Source organism: Streptomyces himastatinicus ATCC 53653 (assembly GCF_000158915.1).
GTDB lineage: Bacteria > Actinomycetota > Actinomycetes > Streptomycetales > Streptomycetaceae > Streptomyces > Streptomyces himastatinicus.
Map to the genome: position 1 here is coordinate 2171000 of NZ_GG657754.1, position 20543 is coordinate 2191542.

Annotated in this window: 19 protein-coding genes; 5 read left to right on the forward strand and 14 right to left on the reverse strand. The window is 72.3% G+C overall.

The genetic code is table 11. The features are described 5' to 3' along the window. Positions 1-103: 103 nt before the first annotated feature. Positions 104-2419 (forward strand): xyloglucanase, encoded by a 2316-nt coding sequence (locus SSOG_RS08560; protein WP_342634279.1) that lies wholly within the window; start codon positions 104-106, stop codon positions 2417-2419. A gap of 142 nt (positions 2420-2561) precedes the next feature. Then, positions 2562-3422, forward strand: a complete 861-nt coding sequence (locus SSOG_RS08565) for a 3-hydroxybutyryl-CoA dehydrogenase (protein ID WP_009713816.1) — start codon at positions 2562-2564, stop codon at positions 3420-3422. Position 3423: 1 nt separating this feature from the next. Here the strand turns inward: SSOG_RS08565 and SSOG_RS08570 are convergent, their stop codons facing one another. Beyond that, entirely contained in the window at positions 3424-4209 is a 786-nt protein-coding gene (locus SSOG_RS08570) for an MgtC/SapB family protein (RefSeq protein WP_039936943.1), read from the reverse strand. A gap of 245 nt (positions 4210-4454) precedes the next feature. On the opposite strand from SSOG_RS08570, the gene SSOG_RS08575 reads away from it, so the two are divergent. After that, positions 4455-4712, forward strand: a complete 258-nt coding sequence (locus SSOG_RS08575) for a hypothetical protein (protein ID WP_039936945.1) — start codon at positions 4455-4457, stop codon at positions 4710-4712. Positions 4713-4761: 49 nt separating this feature from the next. Here the strand turns inward: SSOG_RS08575 and SSOG_RS08580 are convergent, their stop codons facing one another. From SSOG_RS08580 to infC, 10 genes are all read right to left on the reverse strand, one after another. Then, on the reverse strand, positions 4762-5292 hold the full coding sequence (locus tag SSOG_RS08580; RefSeq protein ID WP_039940827.1) for an NUDIX hydrolase: 531 nt from the start codon (positions 5290-5292) through the stop codon (positions 4762-4764). Between the two features lie 92 nt (positions 5293-5384). Further along, positions 5385-6722, reverse strand: coding sequence for an NsdA family TPR-like regulatory protein (locus SSOG_RS08585; RefSeq protein ID WP_009713820.1), 1338 nt, complete (start codon positions 6720-6722; stop codon positions 5385-5387). Positions 6723-6747: 25 nt separating this feature from the next. Beyond that, positions 6748-7746, reverse strand: a complete 999-nt coding sequence (locus tag SSOG_RS08590) for a PP2C family protein-serine/threonine phosphatase (protein WP_050799820.1) — start codon at positions 7744-7746, stop codon at positions 6748-6750. A 243-nt stretch (positions 7747-7989) separates the two neighbouring features. Further along, complete coding sequence (gene pheT, locus SSOG_RS08595) at positions 7990-10500, reverse strand: phenylalanine--tRNA ligase subunit beta (RefSeq protein WP_009713822.1); 2511 nt, start codon at positions 10498-10500, stop codon at positions 7990-7992. After that, positions 10500-11621, reverse strand: a complete 1122-nt coding sequence (gene pheS / locus SSOG_RS08600) for a phenylalanine--tRNA ligase subunit alpha (protein WP_009713823.1) — start codon at positions 11619-11621, stop codon at positions 10500-10502. The genes pheT and pheS overlap by 1 nt, the downstream gene beginning before the upstream one ends. A gap of 158 nt (positions 11622-11779) precedes the next feature. After that, a complete protein-coding gene (locus SSOG_RS08605) occupies positions 11780-13018 on the reverse strand; it encodes a sensor histidine kinase (RefSeq protein WP_009713824.1) in 1239 nt (412 codons plus the stop codon). Between the two features lie 41 nt (positions 13019-13059). Then, positions 13060-13893, reverse strand: coding sequence for a TrmH family RNA methyltransferase (locus SSOG_RS08610; protein ID WP_039936947.1), 834 nt, complete (start codon positions 13891-13893; stop codon positions 13060-13062). Between the two features lie 277 nt (positions 13894-14170). Next, entirely contained in the window at positions 14171-14554 is a 384-nt protein-coding gene (rplT, locus tag SSOG_RS08615; RefSeq protein WP_009713826.1) for a 50S ribosomal protein L20, read from the reverse strand. 104 nt (positions 14555-14658) lie between these two features. Continuing rightward, positions 14659-14853, reverse strand: coding sequence for a 50S ribosomal protein L35 (gene rpmI / locus SSOG_RS08620; protein ID WP_009713827.1), 195 nt, complete (start codon positions 14851-14853; stop codon positions 14659-14661). Between the two features lie 150 nt (positions 14854-15003). Beyond that, positions 15004-15621, reverse strand: coding sequence for a translation initiation factor IF-3 (gene infC / locus SSOG_RS08625; protein WP_078510580.1), 618 nt, complete (start codon positions 15619-15621; stop codon positions 15004-15006). Positions 15622-16043: 422 nt separating this feature from the next. On the opposite strand from infC, the gene SSOG_RS08630 reads away from it, so the two are divergent. Continuing rightward, complete coding sequence (locus SSOG_RS08630) at positions 16044-16403, forward strand: DUF1844 domain-containing protein (protein WP_009713829.1); 360 nt, start codon at positions 16044-16046, stop codon at positions 16401-16403. 85 nt (positions 16404-16488) lie between these two features. Here SSOG_RS08630 and SSOG_RS08635 read toward each other — a convergent pair whose 3' ends face one another. Next, on the reverse strand, positions 16489-17286 hold the full coding sequence (locus SSOG_RS08635; protein WP_009713830.1) for an MIP/aquaporin family protein: 798 nt from the start codon (positions 17284-17286) through the stop codon (positions 16489-16491). A gap of 120 nt (positions 17287-17406) precedes the next feature. Continuing rightward, positions 17407-18210 carry an SseB family protein gene (locus tag SSOG_RS08640; RefSeq protein WP_009713831.1) on the reverse strand — a complete coding sequence of 268 codons (804 nt, stop codon included), beginning with the start codon at positions 18208-18210 and terminating at the stop codon, positions 17407-17409. A 411-nt stretch (positions 18211-18621) separates the two neighbouring features. Between SSOG_RS08640 and SSOG_RS08645 the strand changes: the two genes are divergently transcribed. Next, positions 18622-19311, forward strand: a complete 690-nt coding sequence (locus SSOG_RS08645; RefSeq protein WP_245606251.1) for a serine hydrolase — start codon at positions 18622-18624, stop codon at positions 19309-19311. Positions 19312-19416: 105 nt separating this feature from the next. Here the strand turns inward: SSOG_RS08645 and mycP are convergent. After that, the coding region (gene mycP / locus SSOG_RS08650) for a type VII secretion-associated serine protease mycosin (RefSeq protein ID WP_009713833.1) at positions 19417-20543 on the reverse strand (1127 nt) is incomplete at its 5' end.

Below are 20543 nucleotides of genomic sequence, written 5' to 3' on the forward strand. Positions count from 1 at the left end.
CTTCACCCTTCTCGCAGGGCCATCCGGCCGTTAGCATCGAAAGCACGCACGCATGGGAGCGCTCCCAATACACCAAACCCCCACGCCCGGAGAGGAAGTTCCCGTGCGCAGCAGAGGCAGGAGAACACCGCTCGGCGCGCTCATGGCCGCGCTGGCACTCGTCGGCGGATTACTGACCGCGGCCGCCGCCCCCGCCGCGGCCCGCCCCGATGACACCCCACAAGCGAAGCGCCTGGCCGACAGCTACAGCTGGAAGAACGTCCGCGTCGACGGCGGCGGTTTCGTCCCCGGCATCGTCTTCAACCGCAAGGAGAAGAACCTCGCCTACGCCCGCACCGACATCGGCGGCGCCTACCGCTGGGACCAGTCCGGCAAGCGGTGGGTGCCGCTGCTGGACTCGGTGGGCTGGGACCGCTGGGGCTGGACCGGCGTGGTCAGCCTGGCCAGCGATCCGGTCGCGCCGGACAAGGTGTACGTGGCGGCCGGTACGTACACCAACAGCTGGGACCCGGGCAACGGTGCGATACTGCGCTCCTCCGACCGGGGCACCACCTGGCAGTCGACGGCGCTCCCCTTCAAGCTCGGCGGCAATATGCCGGGCCGCGGCATGGGCGAACGGCTGGCGGTCGACCCGAACAAGAACAGCGTGCTGTACCTCGGCGCGCCCAGCGGCAACGGCCTGTGGCGCTCCACCGACTCCGGGGTCACCTGGTCGAAGGTGACCGCCTTCCCGAACCCCGGCAACTACGTCCAGGACCCGAACGACACCAGCGGCTACGCGAGCGACAACCAGGGCGTGGTGTGGGTGACGTTCGACGAGCGCACCGGATCGTCCGGCAGCGCCACCAAGACCCTCTACGTGGGCGTGGCCGACAAGGACAACACGGTCTACCGCTCGACCGACGCGGGCGCCACCTGGTCGCGGGTGGCCGGGCAGCCCACCGGCTATCTCTCCCACAAGGGCGTGCTCGACACGAAGAACGGCTACCTCTACCTCACGACGAGCGACAAGGGCGGCCCGTACGACGGCGACAAGGGCCAGGTGTGGCGGTACGCCACCGCGACCGGCGAGTGGAAGAACATCAGCCCCATGGCGGACGCCGACACCTACTTCGGCTACAGCGGGCTCACCGTCGACCGGCAGAAGCCCGGCACCCTCATGGTGACCGGCTACAGCTCCTGGTGGCCGGACACCCAGATCTTCCGCTCCACGGACTCCGGCGCCACCTGGACCCGGGCCTGGGACTACACCAGCTACCCGAACCGGTCCTTCCGCTACACCCAGGACATCTCCTCCGTCCCCTGGCTGAACTTCGGCACCAACCCGACACCGCCCGAGGTCACCCCGAAGCTGGGCTGGATGACGGAGGCACTGGAGATCGATCCGTTCGACTCCAACCGGATGATGTACGGCACCGGCGCGACGATCTTCGGCACCGAGAACCTCACCGCATGGGACTCCGGCGGCCAGGCGAAGATCACGCCGATGGTGAAGGGTCTGGAGGAGACGGCCGTCAACGACCTGGCCAGCCCGCCGTCCGGCGCCCCGCTGCTGAGCGCGCTCGGCGACATCGGCGGCTTCCGCCACACCGACCTCGACGCGGTGCCCGCGAAGATGTACACCTCGCCGTCGTTCACCTCGAGCACCAGCCTGGACTACGCCGAGAGCAGCCCGAACACCGTGGTGCGGGTCGGCAACAACGACTCCGCCCCGCGCATCGCCTTCTCGACCGACAACGGCGCCAACTGGTTCCAGGGCACCGAACCGCCCGGCGTCACCGGCGGCGGCACGGTGGCCGCGGCGGCGGACGGCAGCGGCTTCGTCTGGAGCCCCGACGGCGCGTCGTCCGTCTACCGCACCACCGGCTTCGGCAACTCCTGGACGGCGTCGAGCGGCATCCCGGCCGGGGCGACCGTCGAGTCCGACCGCAAGAACCCGAGGAAGTTCTACGGCTACAAGTCCGGCACCTTCTACGTGAGCACCGACGGCGGCGCGACCTTCACCGCCAAGGCGTCCTCCGGGCTGCCCGCCGAGAGCGTGCGCTTCAAGGCCGTCCCCGGCGCGGAGGGCGACATCTGGCTCGCGGGCGGCACCGCGAGCGGCGCGTACGGGCTGTGGCACTCCACGGACTCCGGCGCGACCTTCACCAAGCTGCCGAACGTCCAGCAGGCCGACACCATCGGCTTCGGCAAGGCCGCCCCCGGCGCCTCGTACCAGACGCTCTACACCAGCGCCAAGATCGGCGGGGTGCGCGGCATCTTCCGCTCCACCGACACCGGGAAGAGCTGGACCCGGATCAACGACGACGCCCACCAGTGGGGCTGGACGGGCGCCACCATCACCGGCGATCCACGGGTCTACGGCCGCGTCTACGTCGGCACGAACGGCCGCGGGATCCTGCGCGGGGACGTCTCGTAACGGGCCCATCAGCACACCGTGAGGACGGCCGGGCCGGGGCATACCAATGCCGCCCCGGCCCGTCCGCCGCGCCTAACCGGGGGGTAACGTCTGGGTCGACAGGGGGATCAACACAGACAGCTAGCTCAGCGAAAGGCACGATGTGACCGACATCGAACGCGTCGGAGTAGTGGGCTGCGGCCAGATGGGAGCGGGCATCGCGGAGGTGTGCGCGCGGTCCGGCCTGGAGGTCATGGTCGCCGAGACCACCGGCGAGGCCCTGGAGATCGGCCGTACCCGCCTGACCACCTCTCTCGACAAGGCCGCCGCCCGCGGCAAGATCAGCGAGGAGGAGCGGGACGCGACGCTGGAGCGGCTGAGCTTCACCACCGATCTCGGGGAGTTCGCCGACCGCGACCTGGTCATCGAGGCCGTCGTGGAGAGCGAGCAGATCAAGACGGAGATCTTCCAGGTCCTGGACCAGGTGGTGACCCGCCCGGACGCGATCCTCGCCTCGAACACCTCGTCCATCCCGCTGGTCAAGCTGGCCGTCGCGACCTCGCGCCCGGACCAGGTCATCGGCATCCACTTCTTCAACCCGGCCCCGGTGCAGTCGCTGGTCGAGCTGGTCCCGGCGCTGACCACCGGCGAGGAGACCATCAAGCGCGCCGAGGCGCTGGTCGAGGGCGTGCTCGGCAAGCACGCGATCCACGCCCTGGACCGGGCCGGGTTCGTCGTGAACGCGCTGCTGATCCCGTACCTGCTGTCCGCCATCCGGATGTTCGCTTCCGGGGTCGCGAACCGCGAGGACATCGACAACGGCATGGAGATGGGCTGCGCCCACCCCATGGGCCCGCTCAAGCTGTCCGACCTGATCGGCCTGGACACCATCGCGGCGATCGCCGACTCGATGTACTCCGAGTACAAGGAGCCGCTGTACGCCGCTCCCCCGCTGCTGCTGCGCATGGTCGACGCGGGGCGGCTGGGCCGTAAGACGGGCTCGGGCTTCTACGAGTACGCCTGATCTACTCCGCGGCGTCCAGCTCCGCGCCCGCGTCGGCGCTCAGGACGCCGCGCAGTTCGGTGATCTGTCCGACCAGGCGCAGGACGTCGCCCCGGCCTTCGAGCGTGATCAGCACCTCGACGACATCCGTCCCGCCGGGGCCGGTCTCCTCCCCCTCGGCACGGACGCTCCGGGTCAGCCGGTCCCGGCCCTTCCACGGGGCCCGGTCCACCCGCACCCGCAGCACCCGGAAACCGGCGGCCGTGCACAGCTCCAGAACGCGGGGCAGCAGTCCGCCGCCCACCCGGTAGGACAGCTGCAACTCCCGCTGTTCGGCCGACAGGATCGCCGGCATATGGCGGGTGACCAGCGGATAGCCGCGCGCCACCAGGAAGTGGACCGCGGTGGCGGCGGTGGCCAGCAGCGGCAGGCCGCCGCCGCAGGCCATGCCGACCGCGCAGGTCAGCCAGATGGTCGCGGCGGTGGTCAGACCGCGCACGGCATCCCGCCGCACGAAGATCAGGCCGCCGCCGATGAAGCCGATGCCCGAGACCATCTGCGCGGCCACCCGCGAGGGGTCCAGGTCGACGTGTTCGCGGCTCAGCACATCGGCGAAGCCGTACTGGGACACCTGCATGAAGAGCGCGCTGCCCACCCCCACCAGGGTGTGGGTGCGCAGCCCTGCGCTCTTCTGGAGCACGGCCCGTTCGAGCCCGATCAGAGTGGACAGCAGCAGTGCGATACCGAGCGCGGCGAACTGCCGGGCTCCCTGGTCAGCACCGAAGTCCCACATCGGAGCGGCGATCATGCGTCCACTTCCTTCGGTTACCCGGTCCTCCTCCCTCCCATCGCTACCCGCAGGCAGTTGCGCCACTCTGGGGGCCGCACGGCACACGAAGCTGTCGCCGTACGGTGCACGGCGCTGTTCGCACGGGGTGTGCGCCGGTGACTCACACACAATCCCCACACACTCTCCCGCGCCGCCCCGTCACGCGGTTGACTCGGAGCGTGAACAGTGCAGTACGGACGTACATCCGGAAGGGGAGCAAACCCGTGACCACCGAGCCCGAGCAGACCGCGTTAGCCGTGGAGCTCGCGGAACTCCGCCGGAGCGTCGAAGTGGGCTTCGCCCGCGTCGACGGCCGGCTCATCCTGCACGACCACCGTGGAGAGCAGACGGAGGAAGAGCTGAGCCAACTCGCCGGGCGCGTCCGCGTCCTGGAGCACGGGCGCTGGCCGTTGCCCTCCATCGCCGCTCTGACGGGGGTATCCGCGCTGGCGCTGGCGGTGTGGCAGGCGGCGGGACACTAGCCGTTCCCGGCCGGGGTCCCGTCGCCCGCCGTGGCCCGCGCGGTGAGGATCAGCCCAGGCGGATGTGGTGGAGCAACAGCAGGGCAGCCGCCATGTTCGCCGCGGGCACCTCACCGCGCGCGACCAGGTCGGGCACCAGCTTCAGTGGAACCCATTCACGGCGGTCCGACTCGAAGTCGTCCTCCGGGGGGCCGACGTACTCGGCTTCCTCGGCCCAGTAGATGTGGTGCCGGGCGTCGGTGAGCCCGTTGGACGGCTCCACGGAGAGCAGATGGCGCAGCGGGCCGGGCCGCCAGCCGGTCTCCTCCTCCATCTCGCGCGCCGCCGCGTACTCGATGTCCTCACCGTCCTCGACGACGCCCGCGGCCAGTTCCCAGCCCCAGTTGTCGGTGATGAAACGGTGCCGCCACAGCAGCAGTACTTCGTTGGCCTCGTTGACGACCGTCGCCACGGCCACCGGCCGCAACCGGATCAGGTAGTGGTCCAGATGACGGCCGTCGGGGAGTCTGACGTCAGCGAGGTTGACCCGGAACCATCGGTTCTCGTACACGGTCTGCTCCGTGAGATTCTTCCATCGCATGGGCTCGGCCACCTTCCGTCGGAGAGATGGCAATCCTCGGCCACCCGCTGACGAGGGCGCGGCCCACATTCGGGCCGCGGTGGCGGCCACGGTCAGAACGGAACGCGCAGGGCCCCGTCGATGAGTTCCGCGGCCTCGGACGTCGCCGCGCAGTCGCTGGCGGCCAGGTGTTCGCGTACCGCGCGGAGCCGGTCGCGTAACCGCTGGGATTCCATGCCGCGGGCCCGTTCGGTCATTTCGACCGCGGTGGCGTTCGCCCGGTCCGCGTCTCCCTGTCTCAGTTCGATGTGGGTGAGCATGGCGAGCCGGTGCACCCGGCCCCGGTCATGGGCGGGCGTGCCGACCGCGGCGGTGGCATGTTCCCGGGCGGCACCGAGGTCACCGAGGCTCAACAGCGCCTCCGCGACCTGGATGTTGACCAGGCCCGGCTGCACATAGCCGGTCTCGTCGGGCTCCTGTCCTGGCCGGATCCGCTCGGCGGCGGTCTCGGCGCGCCGGATGCAGGCCAGGGCGCTGTGGCCGTCGCCGAGTTTCGCGTACGACTTGGCCTGCATCGCGTACAGGTCGGCGGCGAGCGCCGGGGTGATCTGGGATCCCGCGGCGCGCAGCGCCGATTCGGCGAACGCGACGGCCTGCCGGTACTCCTTCATGAACAGCGACTGGGTGACGAGCAGCGCTATCACATACGCGCCAAGACCCCGGTCGCCACTGGCCTTGGCGAGCCGCAGCGCTTGGTGGAAGTAGCGCTGGGCCAGGCCGTGGGCGTTGGAGTCGTACGCGCAGATCCCGGCGATGGCGACCAGGCCGCCGGTCGCCCGGTGCAGCTGACGGCCCATGTCGTCGCCGTAGGCGCCGCGCAGCAGGGGCGCGGTCTCGGAGTTGAGGAAGCCCACGACCCGGGCTCTGGTCGCGATGCCGCCCGCCTTGCGGTACATCTGCTCGTAGTGGGCACGGGCGGCGCGCAGCATGTCGAGGTCGGTCATGGAGACGCGCGTGAGGCCGTGTCGGGAGACGTCCGAGTCCTCGGGCGGGTTCTCCCATTCCCATACCGGGATCACGGCGGGCGTGCCGGTGACCGCGGGGGCTCCTATGACGTGCGGGCGCTGCTGTTCGTCGGAGCGCCACAGCGCGGTGGCGCGCTCGACGAAACCGGACAGCGGGGTGGAGGGGGCGCGCGGGGTGCCCGGGGTGCCGAGGCCGATGTCGTCGAGGGTGAGGGCGCGGTGCAGCCGCTCGCCGAGCACCTCGCAGATGAGGTCCGGCACTTGGCCGCGCGGCCGCTGCCCCTTCAGCCAGCGGGCCACCGCGGTGTGTTCGTACCGCAGCTTCATGCCCCGGGCCCGGCCCGCCTCGTTGATGTGCGCGGCCAGCCCGGCGTGGGAGATTCCGGCCTCGTCGAGTACGGAGTCGAGCAGTGTGTTGGGCTCCATGTCGCCCTCCCGGTGGACTCTGCGCCTATGAGCGTAGTGAAGTCCGTTTCACACGGGGTGTGAAGCTCGCGGGCAGCGGACAGCGGTCGTTGCGCAGCGCCACCAGGGCGATGTCGTCGGCGAGCCGGCCGCCGGTGTGGCGCAGCAGGGCCGCGCGCACCGCCGCCACGACCGCCGCGGGGATGATGGGGCCGCTGCCCGCGGCCTCGCCGAGGGCGTGGCGCAGCGGAAAGAAGGTGCCGTGGGCGTCGCGCGCGTCCTCGGCCCCGTCGGTGTACAGGACGAGCGCGTCCCCCGGGCCCAGCGCGGTGCAGTGCGCCAGGGGCAGTTCGGCGGGCAGCGGGAACAGGCCGAGCGGGGGCAGCACGTCACCGGGGGTGATCTGCCGGGCCAGCGCCGGGCCCACGGGCTGCTCGTAGAGCCGGTACGGCCAGGGGTGGCCGCAGTTGAGCGCGGTCAGCTCGCCGCCGGGGCCGATCTCCAGCAGCAGGACGGTCACGAACTCCTCGCCGTGGTCGTCGCCGAAGTGGCGCCGCAGCGCGCGGTCCAGCCGCCTGAGGACACCGGCGAGTTCGGCCTCCTCGTGCGCCGCCTCGCGGAAGCTGCCGAGCACGGCGGCGACGGTGCCGATGGCGGCGAGGCCGTGGCCGCGTACGTCCCCGATGACGGCGCGGACGCCGTGCGCGGTGGCCAGCACCTCGTACAGATCGCCGCCGAGCGCGGCGCCACGGCTGGCCGACAGGGCGCCGCCCGCCATCTCGATCCCGTCCAGCCGGGGCGGCAGCGGCCGCAGCACCACCTCCTGTGCGGCGACGGCCACTTCGCGGGCCCGCTCCAGCTCGCGGACCAGCCGGGAGCGGCGGCCTCGATACGCGTACGCGAGGACGGGGACGGGGGCGGCCAGCAGCGGGACCAGCAGCGGATGGTGGGGGCAGTACCGCTGCCAGACGACGGCACACAGCAGCCACACACCCGTAAGCGCGAGGCCCAGCCTCCGCCCGCACACCGCCCTGGTCCCGATCATGCGCAGCCCCCACTCGCAGCCAACCGCAACGATTCTCGCGACAGCGACTGCCAAAAAGGAAAGGGGTCTTCCGATTCCCACCCGATCAGGTGAACTTGTGGGCAATCGTCCCGCCGGGGGGGGGCACCTCCCAGCGGTAGCTGGGGGAGGGACGGGTGGGCACAACCCACCCACCGGCCCGCACCCACCAACGAAACGGGGCGCACCCCCGGTTGGGGTGCGCCCCGTTAGGGCGGTACAACGTCAGGCGCCGCGCAGGGCAGCCCCGGTGCGCTCGGCCGCCGAGGCCACCGCCGCATCGCGAGCCACCGCAACCTCCTCGGCGGTCAGCGTGCGATCCGGCGCACGGAAGCGCAGCGCGTACGCCAGCGACTTCTTGCCCTCGCCCAGCTGCTCACCGGTGAAGACGTCGAACAGGCGCAGTGATTCGAGCAGTTCGCCCGCACCCTCGCGCAGCGCCTTCTCCACGTCGGCCGCGGCGGCGGAGTCGTCCACCACGAGGGCGACGTCCTGCGTGGCCACCGGGAAGGTGGACACGTGCGGGGACGTCACCGCGCCGCCGCCCGCCCGCTCCAGGCGGTCCAGCTCGATCTCCATCGCGCAGGTGCGCTCCGGGAGGCCGAGCGCCTTGGTGACGCGCGAGTGCAGCTCGCCCGCGTTGCCCACGAGGATCTCCTCGCCGTCGACGACGGCGAGCAGCGCGGCGCAGCGGCCCGGGTGCCAGGGGGCCTGCTGGTCCTGGCGGACGATCAGCTCGACGCCCGCCTCGCGCGCCACGGTACGGCCCGCCTCGACGGCGTCGGCCCAGCTGACCGGGGTGCCCTCGCCCCACCACCCGGCCTGCTGCCGGTCGCCCGCGAGGACGGCGGCGGCGCGGCGCGGCTGGCTCGGCAGGGCGGCGTCGAGCTGGGCGATCTCCTCGTCCGTCGGCCGGTGGTCGACGGCGAGGCGCACGGCCGGGGGCTCGTCGCCGGTGGCGCGGAAGACCAGCCCGGTCTCGAAGAGCGCGAGGTCGTGCTCACCGCGCCCGGCGTTGCGCCGCAGCGCGGCGAGCAGTCCGGGCAGCAGGGTGGTGCGCAGCGCGGGCTCGGCGTCGGAGAGCGGGTTGACCAGACGGACCAGGTCGCGCCGCGGATCGTCGGCGGCGAGACCGAACTGGTTCAGCACCTCCTCGCCGATGAACGGGTAGTTCAGCGCCTCGACGTAACCGGCCCCGGCCAGCGCCCGGCCGACCCGGCGGTGCAGCCGCTGGCGCTCGGTCAGCCCGCGGCCGGAGGGCGGCTGCGGCAGGGTGGAGGGCAGGTTCTCGTAGCCCTCCAGCCGGATGACCTCCTCGGCGAGGTCGTTCGGGTCGCGCAGGTCGGGCCGCCAGCTGGGCACGGTGACGGTGAGGTCGTCCGCGCCGTAGACGTCGCAGCCGATCTGCTGGAGGCGCCGCACCACGGTCTCGCGGCCGTACGCGACGCCCGCGACCTTGTCGGGGTGGTCGGCGCTCAGCGTGATGGTGTGCGGGGCGCCGGGCGAGAGGATCTCGGTGACGCCCGCCTCGGCGGTGCCGCCCGCGAGCAGCACCAGCAGGTCGACGGTGCGCTGCGCGGCCGCGGAGGTGGCCTCCGGGTCGACGCCGCGCTCGAACCGCTTGGACGCCTCGGAGGACAGCTTGTGGCGGCGGGCGGTGCGGGCGACCGAGACCGGGGCGAAGTGCGCGGCCTCGATGACGACCTCGGTGGTGCCCGCCGTCTCGGCGACGTCCGCGATCTCGGTGCTGGCGCCGCCCATGACTCCGGCGAGGCCGATGGGCCCGCTGTCGTCGGTGATGACCAGGTCCTCGGCGTCCAGGACGCGCTGGGTGCCGTCGAGGGTGGTGAGCTTCTCGCCCGGTTCGGCACGGCGCACGCCGATCGCGCCGGTCACCCGGGAGCGGTCGTAGGCATGCAGCGGCTGACCGATCTCCAGCATCACGTAGTTGGTGATGTCGACGGTGAGCGAGACGGGCCGCACGCCCGCCTTCTGGAGCCGCCGCTGGAGCCAGATCGGCGAGCGCGCCTCGGGGTCGAGCCCGGTGACCGTGCGGGCGGTGAAGCGGTCGCAGCCGACCGGGTCGGCGACCTTGACCGGGTAGCCGTGGCTGTTGGGCGCGGGCACGTCCAGCAGGGCCGGGTCGCGCAGCGGCAGCGCGTAGGCGATGCCGGTCTCACGGGCGATGCCGCGCATCGACAGGCAGTAGCTGCGGTCGGGGGTGACCGCGATGTCGAGGACCTCGTCGACGAGCTGGAGCAGCTCGATCGCGTCGGTGCCGACCTCGGACTCCGGCGGCAGCACGATGATGCCGCCGCTGCCGTCGTCGCCCATGCCCAGCTCGTCGCCGGAGCAGATCATGCCGTGCGAGGTCTTGCCGTACGTCTTGCGCGCGGAGATCGCGAAGCCGCCGGGCAGTTCGGCACCGGGCAGCACGACGACGACCTTGTCGCCGACGGCGAAGTTGCGGGCGCCGCAGACGATCTCCTGCGGCTCACCGGTGCCGTTGGCCTGACCGACGTCCACCGTGCAGAAGCGGATCGGCTTCTTGAAGCCCTCCAGCTCCTCGATGGTCAGCACCTGGCCGACCACCAGGGGGCCCTTGAGGCCGGCGCCGAGCTGCTCGACCGTCTCGACCTCCAGGCCGGCGGCGACGAGTTTGGCCTGGACGTCGCGGCCGGTCTCACCGGCCGGCAGGTCGACGTATTCCCGCAGCCATGAAAGCGGGACCCGCATCAGATCTCCATCCCGAAGGGCCGGGTGAAGCGCACGTCACCCTCGACCATGTCTCGCATGTCTTCCACGTTGTGCCGGAACATCAGCATCCGCTCGATGCCGAAGCCGAAGGCGAACCCGCTGTACTTCTCCGGGTCGACGCCGCAGGCGATGAGCACCCGCGGGTTGACCATGCCGCAGCCGCCCAGCTCGATCCAGCCCTCGCTGGAGCAGGTGCGGCACGGGCGGTCCGGGTTGCCGACGGACTCGCCGCGGCACACGTAGCACCGCATGTCCATCTCGGCGGACGGCTCGGTGAACGGGAAGAAGTTCGGCCGCAGCCGCGTGGTCATGCCCTCGCCGAACAGCGCCCGCACCATGTGGTCGAGGGTGCCCTTGAGGTCGGCCATGGTCAGACCCTCGTCGATGGCCAGCAGCTCGACCTGGCTGAAGACGGGGGTGTGGGTGGCGTCCAGCTCGTCGGTGCGGAAGGTGCGGCCCGGGCAGATCACATAGATCGGGGGCTTCCGCTCGATCATCGACCGGATCTGCACCGGCGAGGTGTGGGTACGCAGCACCACCCCGGACGGCTCATCCTTGTCGGCACCCCGGACGAAGAACGTGTCCTGCATCTCGCGGGCCGGGTGGTCCGGCGGAAAGTTGAGCGCGTCGAAGTTGAACCACTCGGCCTCGACCTCCGGGCCCTCGGCCACCTCGTAGCCCATGGCCACGAAGACGTCCTCGATGCGCTCGGAGAGCGTGGTGATGGGGTGGCGGGCACCGGCCGGGGTGCGGTCGTAGGGCAGCGTGACGTCCACCGCCTCCTCGACCAGCACCCGAGCGTCGCGCTCCGCCTCCAGCTCCGCCTGCCGGGCCTTCAGGGCCTGGGTCACCTGGCCGCGGGCCTGGCCGACGCGCTTGCCCGCGTCCGCCTTGGCGTGCGGCGGCAGGGCGCCGATCTCGCGGTTGGCGAGGGCGAGCGGCGAGCGGTCGCCGGTGTGGGCGACCTTCACCTCGCGCAGCGCTTCGAGATCCCCCGCGGCGGCGATGGCGTCCAGCGCCTCGTCCCGCATCCGGGCGATCTCTTCCGGTTTCAGTGCCTCGACCTCGACAGGGTCGTACGACTTATTGGGTGCCGACATCTCTTCCCGTGTTTCCGATTGGCTGGCTGCGCGACCCCACTCGACCGCTGCGACGCTTGCGACCAGAGAGCGACCACGAAGGGGACGCCAAAGGTGCCAAAGCCCGAGTCTAAGGGGCGCGGGGTGTCCGCTGTTGCGCGGGAAGCCCGTGGGGACGGTCAGGCCAGATAGGCCGGGGTGCCCACGGGCAACGTAAATCGGAACTCGGCGCCGCCCCCGGCGGCCCGTCCGACGGTGATCGTCCCGCCGTGCGCCTCGACGATGCCCTTGACGATGTAGAGCCCGAGGCCGGTGCCGCCGCGCTTGCTGCCCCGCCAGAAGCGGGTGAAGACGCGGCTCATCGACTCCTCCGGGATACCGGCACCTTCGTCGCTCACGGTGATGGCGGTCCTTTCGACGACAGGGCCGTCCGCCGCGGGCCGGTGCGGTGCGGGGGCCACCTCGATGGTGACGGTTCCCTCACCGTGCCGCACCGCATTTTCCAGCAGGTTGCCCAGCACCTGGTCGATCTTGTCCGGATCGGCCCACAGACCGGGCAGCGGGCCCCGCACCTTGATCAGGAACCGTTCGGCGGTCTGTCCGGCCGAGGTGAGCGCCTGCACATGGCGGCGCACGGCGGCCGCGACGTCCACCGGCTGACGGCGCACCTCCAGCCGGCCGGAGTCGATCCGGGAGATGTCCAGCAGCTCGGCGATCAGGCGGGTGACGCGGTTGGCGTCGGAGTCGACCGTCTCCAGCATCAGCCGCTTCTGGTCGTCGGTGAACCGCTCCCACTTCGCCAGCAGGGTGGCCGTGAAACCTTTCACGGAGGTCAGCGGGGACCGCAGCTCGTGCGCCACGGTCGCGATCAGCTCGGCATGGCTGCGCTCGGTGCGCCGCCGGGCCTCGGTACCGCGCAGGGAAACAACGAGGCGGCGCACGGGTCCGGTCGGCCGCTCGCGTACGTAACGGGCCGAGACCAGGACCTCATGACCGCCGGGCAACAGCAGATTGCGCTCGGGCTGGCCGACGCGGGTGGCCAGCCCTCCGTACGGATCGGTCAGCGCCCACCAGCGCCGGCCGTCCAGGTCTTCTAACGGAAGCGCGCGCTCCAGCCGCTGGCCGAGGGCGTCCGCGGGGCGGGTCCCGGTGATACGGCCCGCCGCCGCGTTGAAGCAGGTGACCCGGCCCGTCTCATCGGCCACCACCAGGCCGTCGGGCAGATCGTCCGGGTGCAGGCCGAGCGCGGCCAGCGCCTCGTACGGGTCGTGCGCCCCGTACGAGTCGTGCGCGCCCGCGCCGCGCTCGCGCTCCGTGCCGGGGTCCCGGCGGTCGTGTCCGCCGGGGCCGGGCAGCGTACGTCCGGGCGCGTGGGCATCGGCCGCAGCCGCCCTGGCGCCGGAGGTCCTGACGTCCATCCCCACACCCCCTCCTGGGCCTCGTGTGGGGGCAAACCCTACTAGGTCCCGGTCACGGAACGGCACCCTGTGGGAGCGCGCTGCGCACGAGCGGAGGCATAGAGGCACACGGCGGCGGCCGTCGCGAGATTGAGGCTCTCGGCTCTGCCGTGGATCGGAACGCGCACCACCTCGTCCGCGAGTGCGCGGGTAGCCTCCGGCAGGCCCCACGCCTCGTTGCCGAAGATCCAGGCGGTGGGCGCGCCGAGCACCCCGTCGTCCAGCTCCTCGTCCAGGTCGCGCTCCCCCGCCCCGTCAGCGGCCAGCACCCGCGCCCCGGCCGTGCGGAGGCCGTCGACGGCCTCCTCGACGGGTACGCCGGTGGCCACCGGGAGGTGGAAGAGCGAGCCCACGGATGCGCGCACCGCCTTGGGGTTGTACGGGTCCACGGAGGCGTCCGTGAACACCACCGCGTCCGCCCCGGCGGCGTCCGCGCACCGCAGCACGGTTCCGGCGTTGCCCGGGTCGCGGACGTTCGCGAGCACGGCGACCAGCCGGGGGCGGGCCCGCAGGATCTCCTCGAACGGCGAGTCCAGGAAGCGGCACAGGCCCACGATGCCCTGGGGGGTGACCGTGTCGGACATCTCCGCGATCACGTCGTCGGACGCGGTGAGGACCGGGATGCGGGAGGCGCGGGCGGCCTCGACGATGCCGGTGTGCCGGGCCGCGGCCTCGGGCGTCGCGTACACCTCGACCAGGTGCGCGATCGCCTCGCGGACGGCCTGCGGGCCCTCCACGAGGAACCGGCGCTCCTTGCCGCGGAAGCTGCGCTTGGCGAGCCGTCTGGCCGCGGTGACGCGCGGCGATCGCAGGGACGTCAGCTCGGGGGTCGCCATGGGTGCGCCTTCTGTGTTGTCACATGGTTGTGGGCAATCGTTCCGCGGGGCGGAACGGGTGGGCACAACCGGGCCACCGGGCCGCACCCGGCAACGATGCCCCAGGGGGCACCGGCGGACGCCGACACCCGGCCACCGGGCCGCACCCGGCGGCGAAACGCCAGGGGCACCGGCGGACGCCGCGCCCGGCTACGACGCCCGCAAGGCCGCGGCGGGGGTGCCTACACGCGCGGACCCGCAGGTGCCCAGGGGCACCTGCGGGTCCGTCGGCGTGAGGTCAGGCCGCCTTCGGGGCGTTGACGTCACTCGGCAGCGCCTTCTGCGCCGCCTCGACCAGCGCGGCGAACGCGTTGGCGTCGTTGACCGCGAGGTCGGCGAGGATCTTGCGGTCCACCTCGATGTTGGCGGCCTTCAGACCCTGGATGAAGCGGTTGTACGTCATGCCGTTGGCGCGGGCAGCGGCGTTGATGCGCTGGATCCACAGCTGCCGGAAGTCGCCCTTGCGCTTCTTGCGGTCGTTGTAGTTGTAGACCAGGGAGTGGGTGACCTGCTCCTTGGCCTTGCGGTACAGGCGGGAGCGCTGGCCCCGGTAGCCGCTGGCCTGCTCGAGGATCGCCCGGCGCTTCTTGTGGGCGTTGACTGCCCGCTTGACGCGTGCCACTTGTTAACTCCTTGTACGGGGCCGCGGGTGACTCACGCGGCCCGGAAACGAATAGGTCCCGGTCGGCCTGGCGCACCCCCCGCCGGGTCGGCGGGGCGGGTGCGTCACTTGCCGAGAAGCTTCTTGATCTTCTTGGCGTCGGCCGGGGCCATCTCGACCTTGCCCTCCAGGCGGCGCGTCAGCGTCGACGGCTTGTGCTCGAGAAGGTGGCGGCGACCGGCGCGCTGGCGCATGACCTTGCCGGAGCCGGTGACCTTGAATCGCTTGCGGGCACCGCTGTGCGTCTTGTTCTTCGGCATGTCGCCGTTCACTCCTCGTCGGGGCGCTCTCCGGGCGGCCGGAGGCGCGGGGGGTACCGCGATCCGGCGTACGGAAGCGTCATGTGTTTCGGTTGGTGTCCGGAACCGGGGTCCCGGGCGGGGCTGGCGGTCGAGGCTCGCGCCTCGCGGTCACGCCTCGGCGGGCTCCTCGGCGGTCTCCTCCGCGTGGCCGACGCCCTGGCGCTCGGCCTTGCGGGCGGCCTGCGCCTCGCGGGCTTCGGCCATCGCCTCGGTCTTCTTCTTGTGCGGACCGAGAACCATGATCATGTTTCGGCCGTCCTGCTTGGGATTGGACTCCACGAAGCCCAGGTCCTGGACGTCCTCAGCGAGCCGCTGCAACAGCCGGAAGCCCAGCTCGGGCCGGGACTGCTCACGGCCACGGAACATGATCGTGATCTTGACCTTGTCGCCCTGCTTGAGGAACCGGACGACGTGACCCTTCTTGGTGTCATAGTCGTGCGGGTCGATCTTCGGCCGGAGCTTCATCTCCTTGATGACCGTGTGCGCCTGGTTCTTGCGCGCTTCACGGGCCTTCATGGCCGACTCGTACTTGAACTTTCCGTAGTCCATGAGCTTGCAGACCGGCGGGCGAGCGTTCGCCGCCACCTCGACGAGGTCGAGGTCGTACTCCTGCGCAAGCTCCAGGGCCTTGGCAAGCGGCACAATGCCGACCTGCTCGCCGCTGGGACCGACGAGTCGCACCTCGGGGACGCGAATCCGGTCGTTGATGCGGGGCTCGGCGCTGATGGATCCTCCTCGGTTGCACCACGCGACCGCCTGGCGGACTGCCGCGTTACGTCTGTATAGAGACCACCGAGCCGAGAAGCACAAAACACCCCGGACGGTACACAGGCGGGGCTCCTCACTGACCGGGAGCACCGCCGCGATGTCACCGCGGGGCGCAGCCTGACCGTTGACCTGCCGACCCAAAATGGTCGGGAGGTGGGAGTTCGGAGCCTCCACTTGTGGGCCGGACACGCGAGTGACCGGCCGGTCGTTTACCTACGATACCAGGACCCGCGCGGGATGCTCACCGGGCGGTCGGCGGGACGGCGACGGGACCCGTCGTCCATGTCACACTCCCGGTTCCCCCGACCGGTACGAGCGGCCGACGGGCGGCGTCCTAGGGTGGAGCCCATCATCCACCAGGAAGCGAGCCTTCGACCACCATGAGCGACGCCAACAGCGGGCAGCCGGCCCCCGACTTCGACCGTATGACCCGGGACATCGCGGACGTACCCGCGGTCGAGGTGATCACGACGGTCGCGGTGCACCTGATGAGCGCCGCGGCGGTGAACCTGGGGCTGGCCGAGGAGGGCCCGCAGCACAAGGACCTGGACGAGGCGCGCAAGCTGATCAGCGCGCTCGCCGGTCTGATCACGGCGAGCGCCACCGAGATCAGCTCCTTCCACGCGGCCCCGCTGCGGGACGGCCTCAAGTCGCTCCAGCTCGCCTTCCGTGAGGCGTCGGCCGTCCCGGACGAGCCGGGCCAGGGGCCCGGCGAGAAGTTCACCGGCCCGGTCTTCTGACGCTTCTGTCATACGGGCGGGGCGCGAGCCCTGCCCGCCCGACGGCGGGCAGGGACGAGCGATACCGCCCGGACCGCCCCCGGGGTCATGCCGCCTCCGGGCCCTTGGCCTCGGGACCGCCCGCCTCGGGGCGGTGCCCGCCGCGCATCCGCCCCCACGGGCCGGTCCGCGGCTCCGTCGCCTGCTCCTCCTCGGCCTGGCCCGCCGGGTGCAGCTGCGTGAACCGGTGGACGACGGCCGCGAGCACCCCGCCGACCAGCGGCGCGATCAGGAACACCCACAGCTGGGAGAGCGCCCCGCCGCCCGCGAACAGCGCCGGGCCGAGGCTGCGCGCCGGGTTGACGGAGGTCCAGGTCAGCGGGATGCCGACCAGGTTGACGGCGGCGAGCGCGAGCCCCACCGGCACCGGCTCGATCCCGGCCAGCGTCACCTTCTGGGTCACCATGAGGAAGACGAAGACCAGCAGGAATGTGAGCAGCACCTCGGCGAGGAACGCCCCGCCCGCGCCCAGGCCCACCGGGGATCGGCCGCCGTAGCCGTTGCTGCCGAACGCGTCGTCCGTACGCAGCCTCGGCACCTGCTTGGCGAGCAGGAACAGCACGGCGGCGCCGACGATCCCGCCGACCAGCTGCGCGACCCAGTACTCGGCGGCCCTGCGGATGTCGATCCGCCCGGCCAGGAGCATGCCCAGGGTGACCGCCGGGTTGATGTGGCAGCCCGAGATGCGGCCGAACGCGTAGGCGAGCGCGATGAGGATGAAGCCGAAGGCGAGCGAGATGCCGACGGCGTTGATGTAGTCGCCCGCCAGAACCAGGGAACCGACCCCGAAGAGGACCAGCAGCGCGGTTCCGGTGAACTCCGATACGACCGTTCTCGTCTCCATGGCGTTCTCCTCGCATCGCTCGGACCGCCAGTTGCCCTATGCATTGTGGGGCGTATCGGGAGATTTCGCCTGCCGGTGACCGTTCCGTCGCAGGTCAGCGGTGGTTTATCGGGGCCGGTGTCAGCGGCTGAAGAGAGGCTCCCCAGGCACCGTCGCGTCCGGCGGCAGCAGCGCCAGGTTCAGCCCGCGCACCAGCCTGGCCCGTAGCGTCTCGTCGGCCGCCAGCGCGCCCGCCACCCGCTGCGCCGTCTCGCGCGCCGGGGCGTGCGGGACCAGGGCGAGCGCCAGCAGCCCGTCGGCGTCCGCGGCCGGGGCCAGATGCGCGCGCACCACCTCGGGTTCGGCGGCCAGCACGGTACGCACCGCCTCGGCGACCGCGGGGTCGGCGAGCGGATCCGTGCTGGTCCGACCCTCGGCGAGGGCGAGCAGCGCGGGCCCGGTGACCTGGTACGGCACCGGTCCGGCGAGGTCCAGCACCAGGGTGTCCGCCTTCTCGTGCGCGGCCGCCTCCAGCGCCTGCCGCAGCGGTACGGCGACGGGCCGGGCGTCCGGGCGCCAGCGGGCCAGGGTCTCCAGGGAGGTGAAGGCGGGCAGGGCGCGGCGGCCGCCGGGGGCCTCCAGGGTGGGCACGGCCATGTCGCTGGTCTTCTCGCGGCGCAGTCCGCCCGCCCGTCGCCCACCGCCCACCCGTCGCCCACCACCGCCCTCAGTGGAGGCTTCGCGCTGCCCCTCGGGCGGCCCTTCCTCCACCTCACCGAGGAGGGCGACCACGGGGACGAGCAGCCGCGCCTCGGTGAGCGCGGCCAGCACCTCGGGTTCGGCGGTGCGGTCGTCGGCCCAGGCGGCGAGCGCCGCGGTCAGGCGGGCGTCGGCGGTGCCGTCGTCGTCGGAGAAGCCGGGGTCGGGAATGTTCTTGAGCGCCACTCCATGAGGGTATCGGGGCCGCCGTGAGGTCTTTCTCATGGGTTGTTCATCACCTTGTCCCCCGTCGGGCGGCGGGGCCGTCTAGCCTCGCCCTCCATGGAGACCGACACGTCAGGGGGGCTGGACCGGGGCCGCGGCCCCGGTCGAAGAGCACGCCGCCCGGCCGTGATCGCGGTCGTGGCGGCACTCGCGATGACCCTGCTGGGGTGCGGGGTGGGCACCAGTGCACCGACGTCACCGACGAGGACCCAGCTGCGGCCGAGCGCCGGTCCGCGGTGTGCGGCGGGCGGCATCCAGGGAGGCGACGTGGACCGGGTGAACGGGGTCGGGGCACCTTCGACGGCATCGCCGGCCCCGCCCGCCGCATCGCCCCGTACGCTGCGGCAGGCGCTCGGCGATGCGTTGGCCCCGGTGACGCGTGACTGCGACGGGGAGTTCGCGGTGGCCCTCCTGGACACCCGGTCGGGGGCGAGCGCGGCGTACGGGAGCCGTACGTACGACACGGCGAGCATCGTCAAGGTCGGCATCCTCGCGACGCTGCTGCTCAAGGCGCAGGACGAGCGGCGCGGGCTGACCGCGAAGGAGCGCGACGCCGCCACCGTGATGATCGAGCACAGCGACAACGGCGCGGCGACCGCGCTGTGGAAGGTGATCGGCGGCGCCGACGGGCTCGACGCGGCGCAGCACCGGCTGGGGCTGACCCACACCCGCGGCGGCCGGGCGGGGCTGTGGGGGCTGACCCGGACCACCGCCACCGACCAGCTGAGGCTGCTGCGCGCGGTGTTCGGGGAGGGCTCGGCGCTGAACGCGAACTCCCAGGCGTACATCCGGGCGCTGATGGGCCGGGTCACCACCGGCCAGGACTGGGGTGTCTCGGCCGCCGCCGACGCGGGCGCCGGTACCCGGCTCAAGAACGGCTGGCTGCCGCGCAGCACCACCGGGCTGTGGGACGTCAACAGCATCGGCCAGGTCACCGCGAGCGGGCGGACGTATCTGGTGGCGGTGCTCTCCGACGGCAGCAAGAACATGAACACCGGCGTGGCCCTGGTCGAGCAAGCCGCGCGGGCCGCCGTGGGCGCGGCCGCGACGCTCCGGGCGTAGGAGCGCGTACGAGGTGCTCGGCGCGTACGAGTCGTCAGGCGCCCGGCGCGTACGGCCTCGTCGACGGCGCCCGGCGTACGGCCCCGTCGACGGCGCCCGGCGCGCTCAGCGCGTACGCGGCAGTCGCCGCAGGGCGCGCGGGACGCGCAGCGGGCCCGAGCCACGCCACAGGACGATCGCGGCGGCCACCAGGCCCGCCCCGGCGACGGCGGCGAACAGCGCCGTCCCGTTGACCCCGCCCTCGTCGCCGGAGGCGCCGGTCCGGCCGGGGCCGGAGCCGAAGAAACGCCGTGACGCCGCCGCGGCGGCGGGCTGCTGGGGCTCGGGTTTCATCTTCGCCGCCGCCTTGAGGGCCCCCGCGGCGTCCACCACGCCCGCGCCCAGCTCATCGCTGTGGCCGCCGGACGGGCGGCTCCGGGCGGTCTGTTCCAGCAGCTGCCGGACCTGGCGCGGGCTCAGATCGGGGTGGGCGGAGCGGACGAGGGCGGCGGCGCCGGAGACGAAGGCGGCGGCCGCGCTGGTCCCCCAGCCCTCGTAGTAGCGCTTGTCGGGGTCGGCTATGACCACGTCGACGCCGGGCGCGGCGACGGTGGCGTACCAGCGGCGGGTGGAGAAGGCGGCGCGGTTGCCGTAGCGGTCGACGGCGGTCACCGCGATCACGCCGGGGTAGGCGGCCGGGTAGGAGACGCGGTCGCCCTTGTCGCCGCCGTTGCCCGCGGAGGCGACCACGACGGAGCCCTTGCGCAGCGCGTACTGCACTGCGGCGTCCTCGGCGGGTTCGGGGTGGGCCGACGCGCTGTCGTCGCCCAGGGACAGGTTGATCACGTCGGCGCCGTGGTCGGCGGCCCAGCGGATACCCTTCGCGAGCGCGCCGCCCCGTGAGCTGCGCGCCTTGGCGCGCTGCGGGTCGCCGTCCTCCAGGATCACCCGCACCGGCAGGATCTTGGTCTTGGGCGCGACGCCCAGCACGCCTTCGCTGTCCCCCGCGCCGTGTCCGCTGCCCGCGATGATGCCGGCCATCGCGGTGCCGTGCCGGGCCCAGGGGCGGTCGCCGCGCTCGGCGCCGAAACCGATGAGGTCCTTGCCGGGCAGCACCTGCCCCTTGAGGTCGGGGTGCCGGTCGTCGACGCCGGTGTCCAGGACGGCGACGGTCGCCCCCGCGCCCTTGGTGGTCTGCCACGCCTGGCGGGTGTGGACGGCGTCGAGCGCCCATTCCTGGGCCTGGATGCCGT

Bases quoted from the DNA above. Each gene is read 5' to 3' on its own strand.
- SSOG_RS08605 (WP_009713824.1), bottom strand. From the start codon at position 13,018: ATGGACGTCAGGACCTCCGGCGCCAGGGCGGCTGCGGCCGATGCCCAC.
- SSOG_RS08570 (WP_039936943.1), bottom strand. From the start codon at position 4,209: ATGATCGCCGCTCCGATGTGGGACTTCGGTGCTGACCAGGGAGCCCGG.
- SSOG_RS08580 (WP_039940827.1), bottom strand. From the start codon at position 5,292: ATGCGATGGAAGAATCTCACGGAGCAGACCGTGTACGAGAACCGATGG.
- SSOG_RS08590 (WP_050799820.1), bottom strand. From the start codon at position 7,746: ATGATCGGGACCAGGGCGGTGTGCGGGCGGAGGCTGGGCCTCGCGCTT.
- SSOG_RS08585 (WP_009713820.1), bottom strand. From the start codon at position 6,722: ATGGAGCCCAACACACTGCTCGACTCCGTACTCGACGAGGCCGGAATC.
- SSOG_RS08635 (WP_009713830.1), bottom strand. From the start codon at position 17,286: ATGGAGACGAGAACGGTCGTATCGGAGTTCACCGGAACCGCGCTGCTG.
- SSOG_RS08610 (WP_039936947.1), bottom strand. From the start codon at position 13,893: ATGGCGACCCCCGAGCTGACGTCCCTGCGATCGCCGCGCGTCACCGCG.
- rpmI (WP_009713827.1), bottom strand. From the start codon at position 14,853: ATGCCGAAGAACAAGACGCACAGCGGTGCCCGCAAGCGATTCAAGGTC.
- pheT (WP_009713822.1), bottom strand. From the start codon at position 10,500: ATGCGGGTCCCGCTTTCATGGCTGCGGGAATACGTCGACCTGCCGGCC.
- pheS (WP_009713823.1), bottom strand. From the start codon at position 11,621: ATGTCGGCACCCAATAAGTCGTACGACCCTGTCGAGGTCGAGGCACTG.
- SSOG_RS08630 (WP_009713829.1), top strand. From the start codon at position 16,044: ATGAGCGACGCCAACAGCGGGCAGCCGGCCCCCGACTTCGACCGTATG.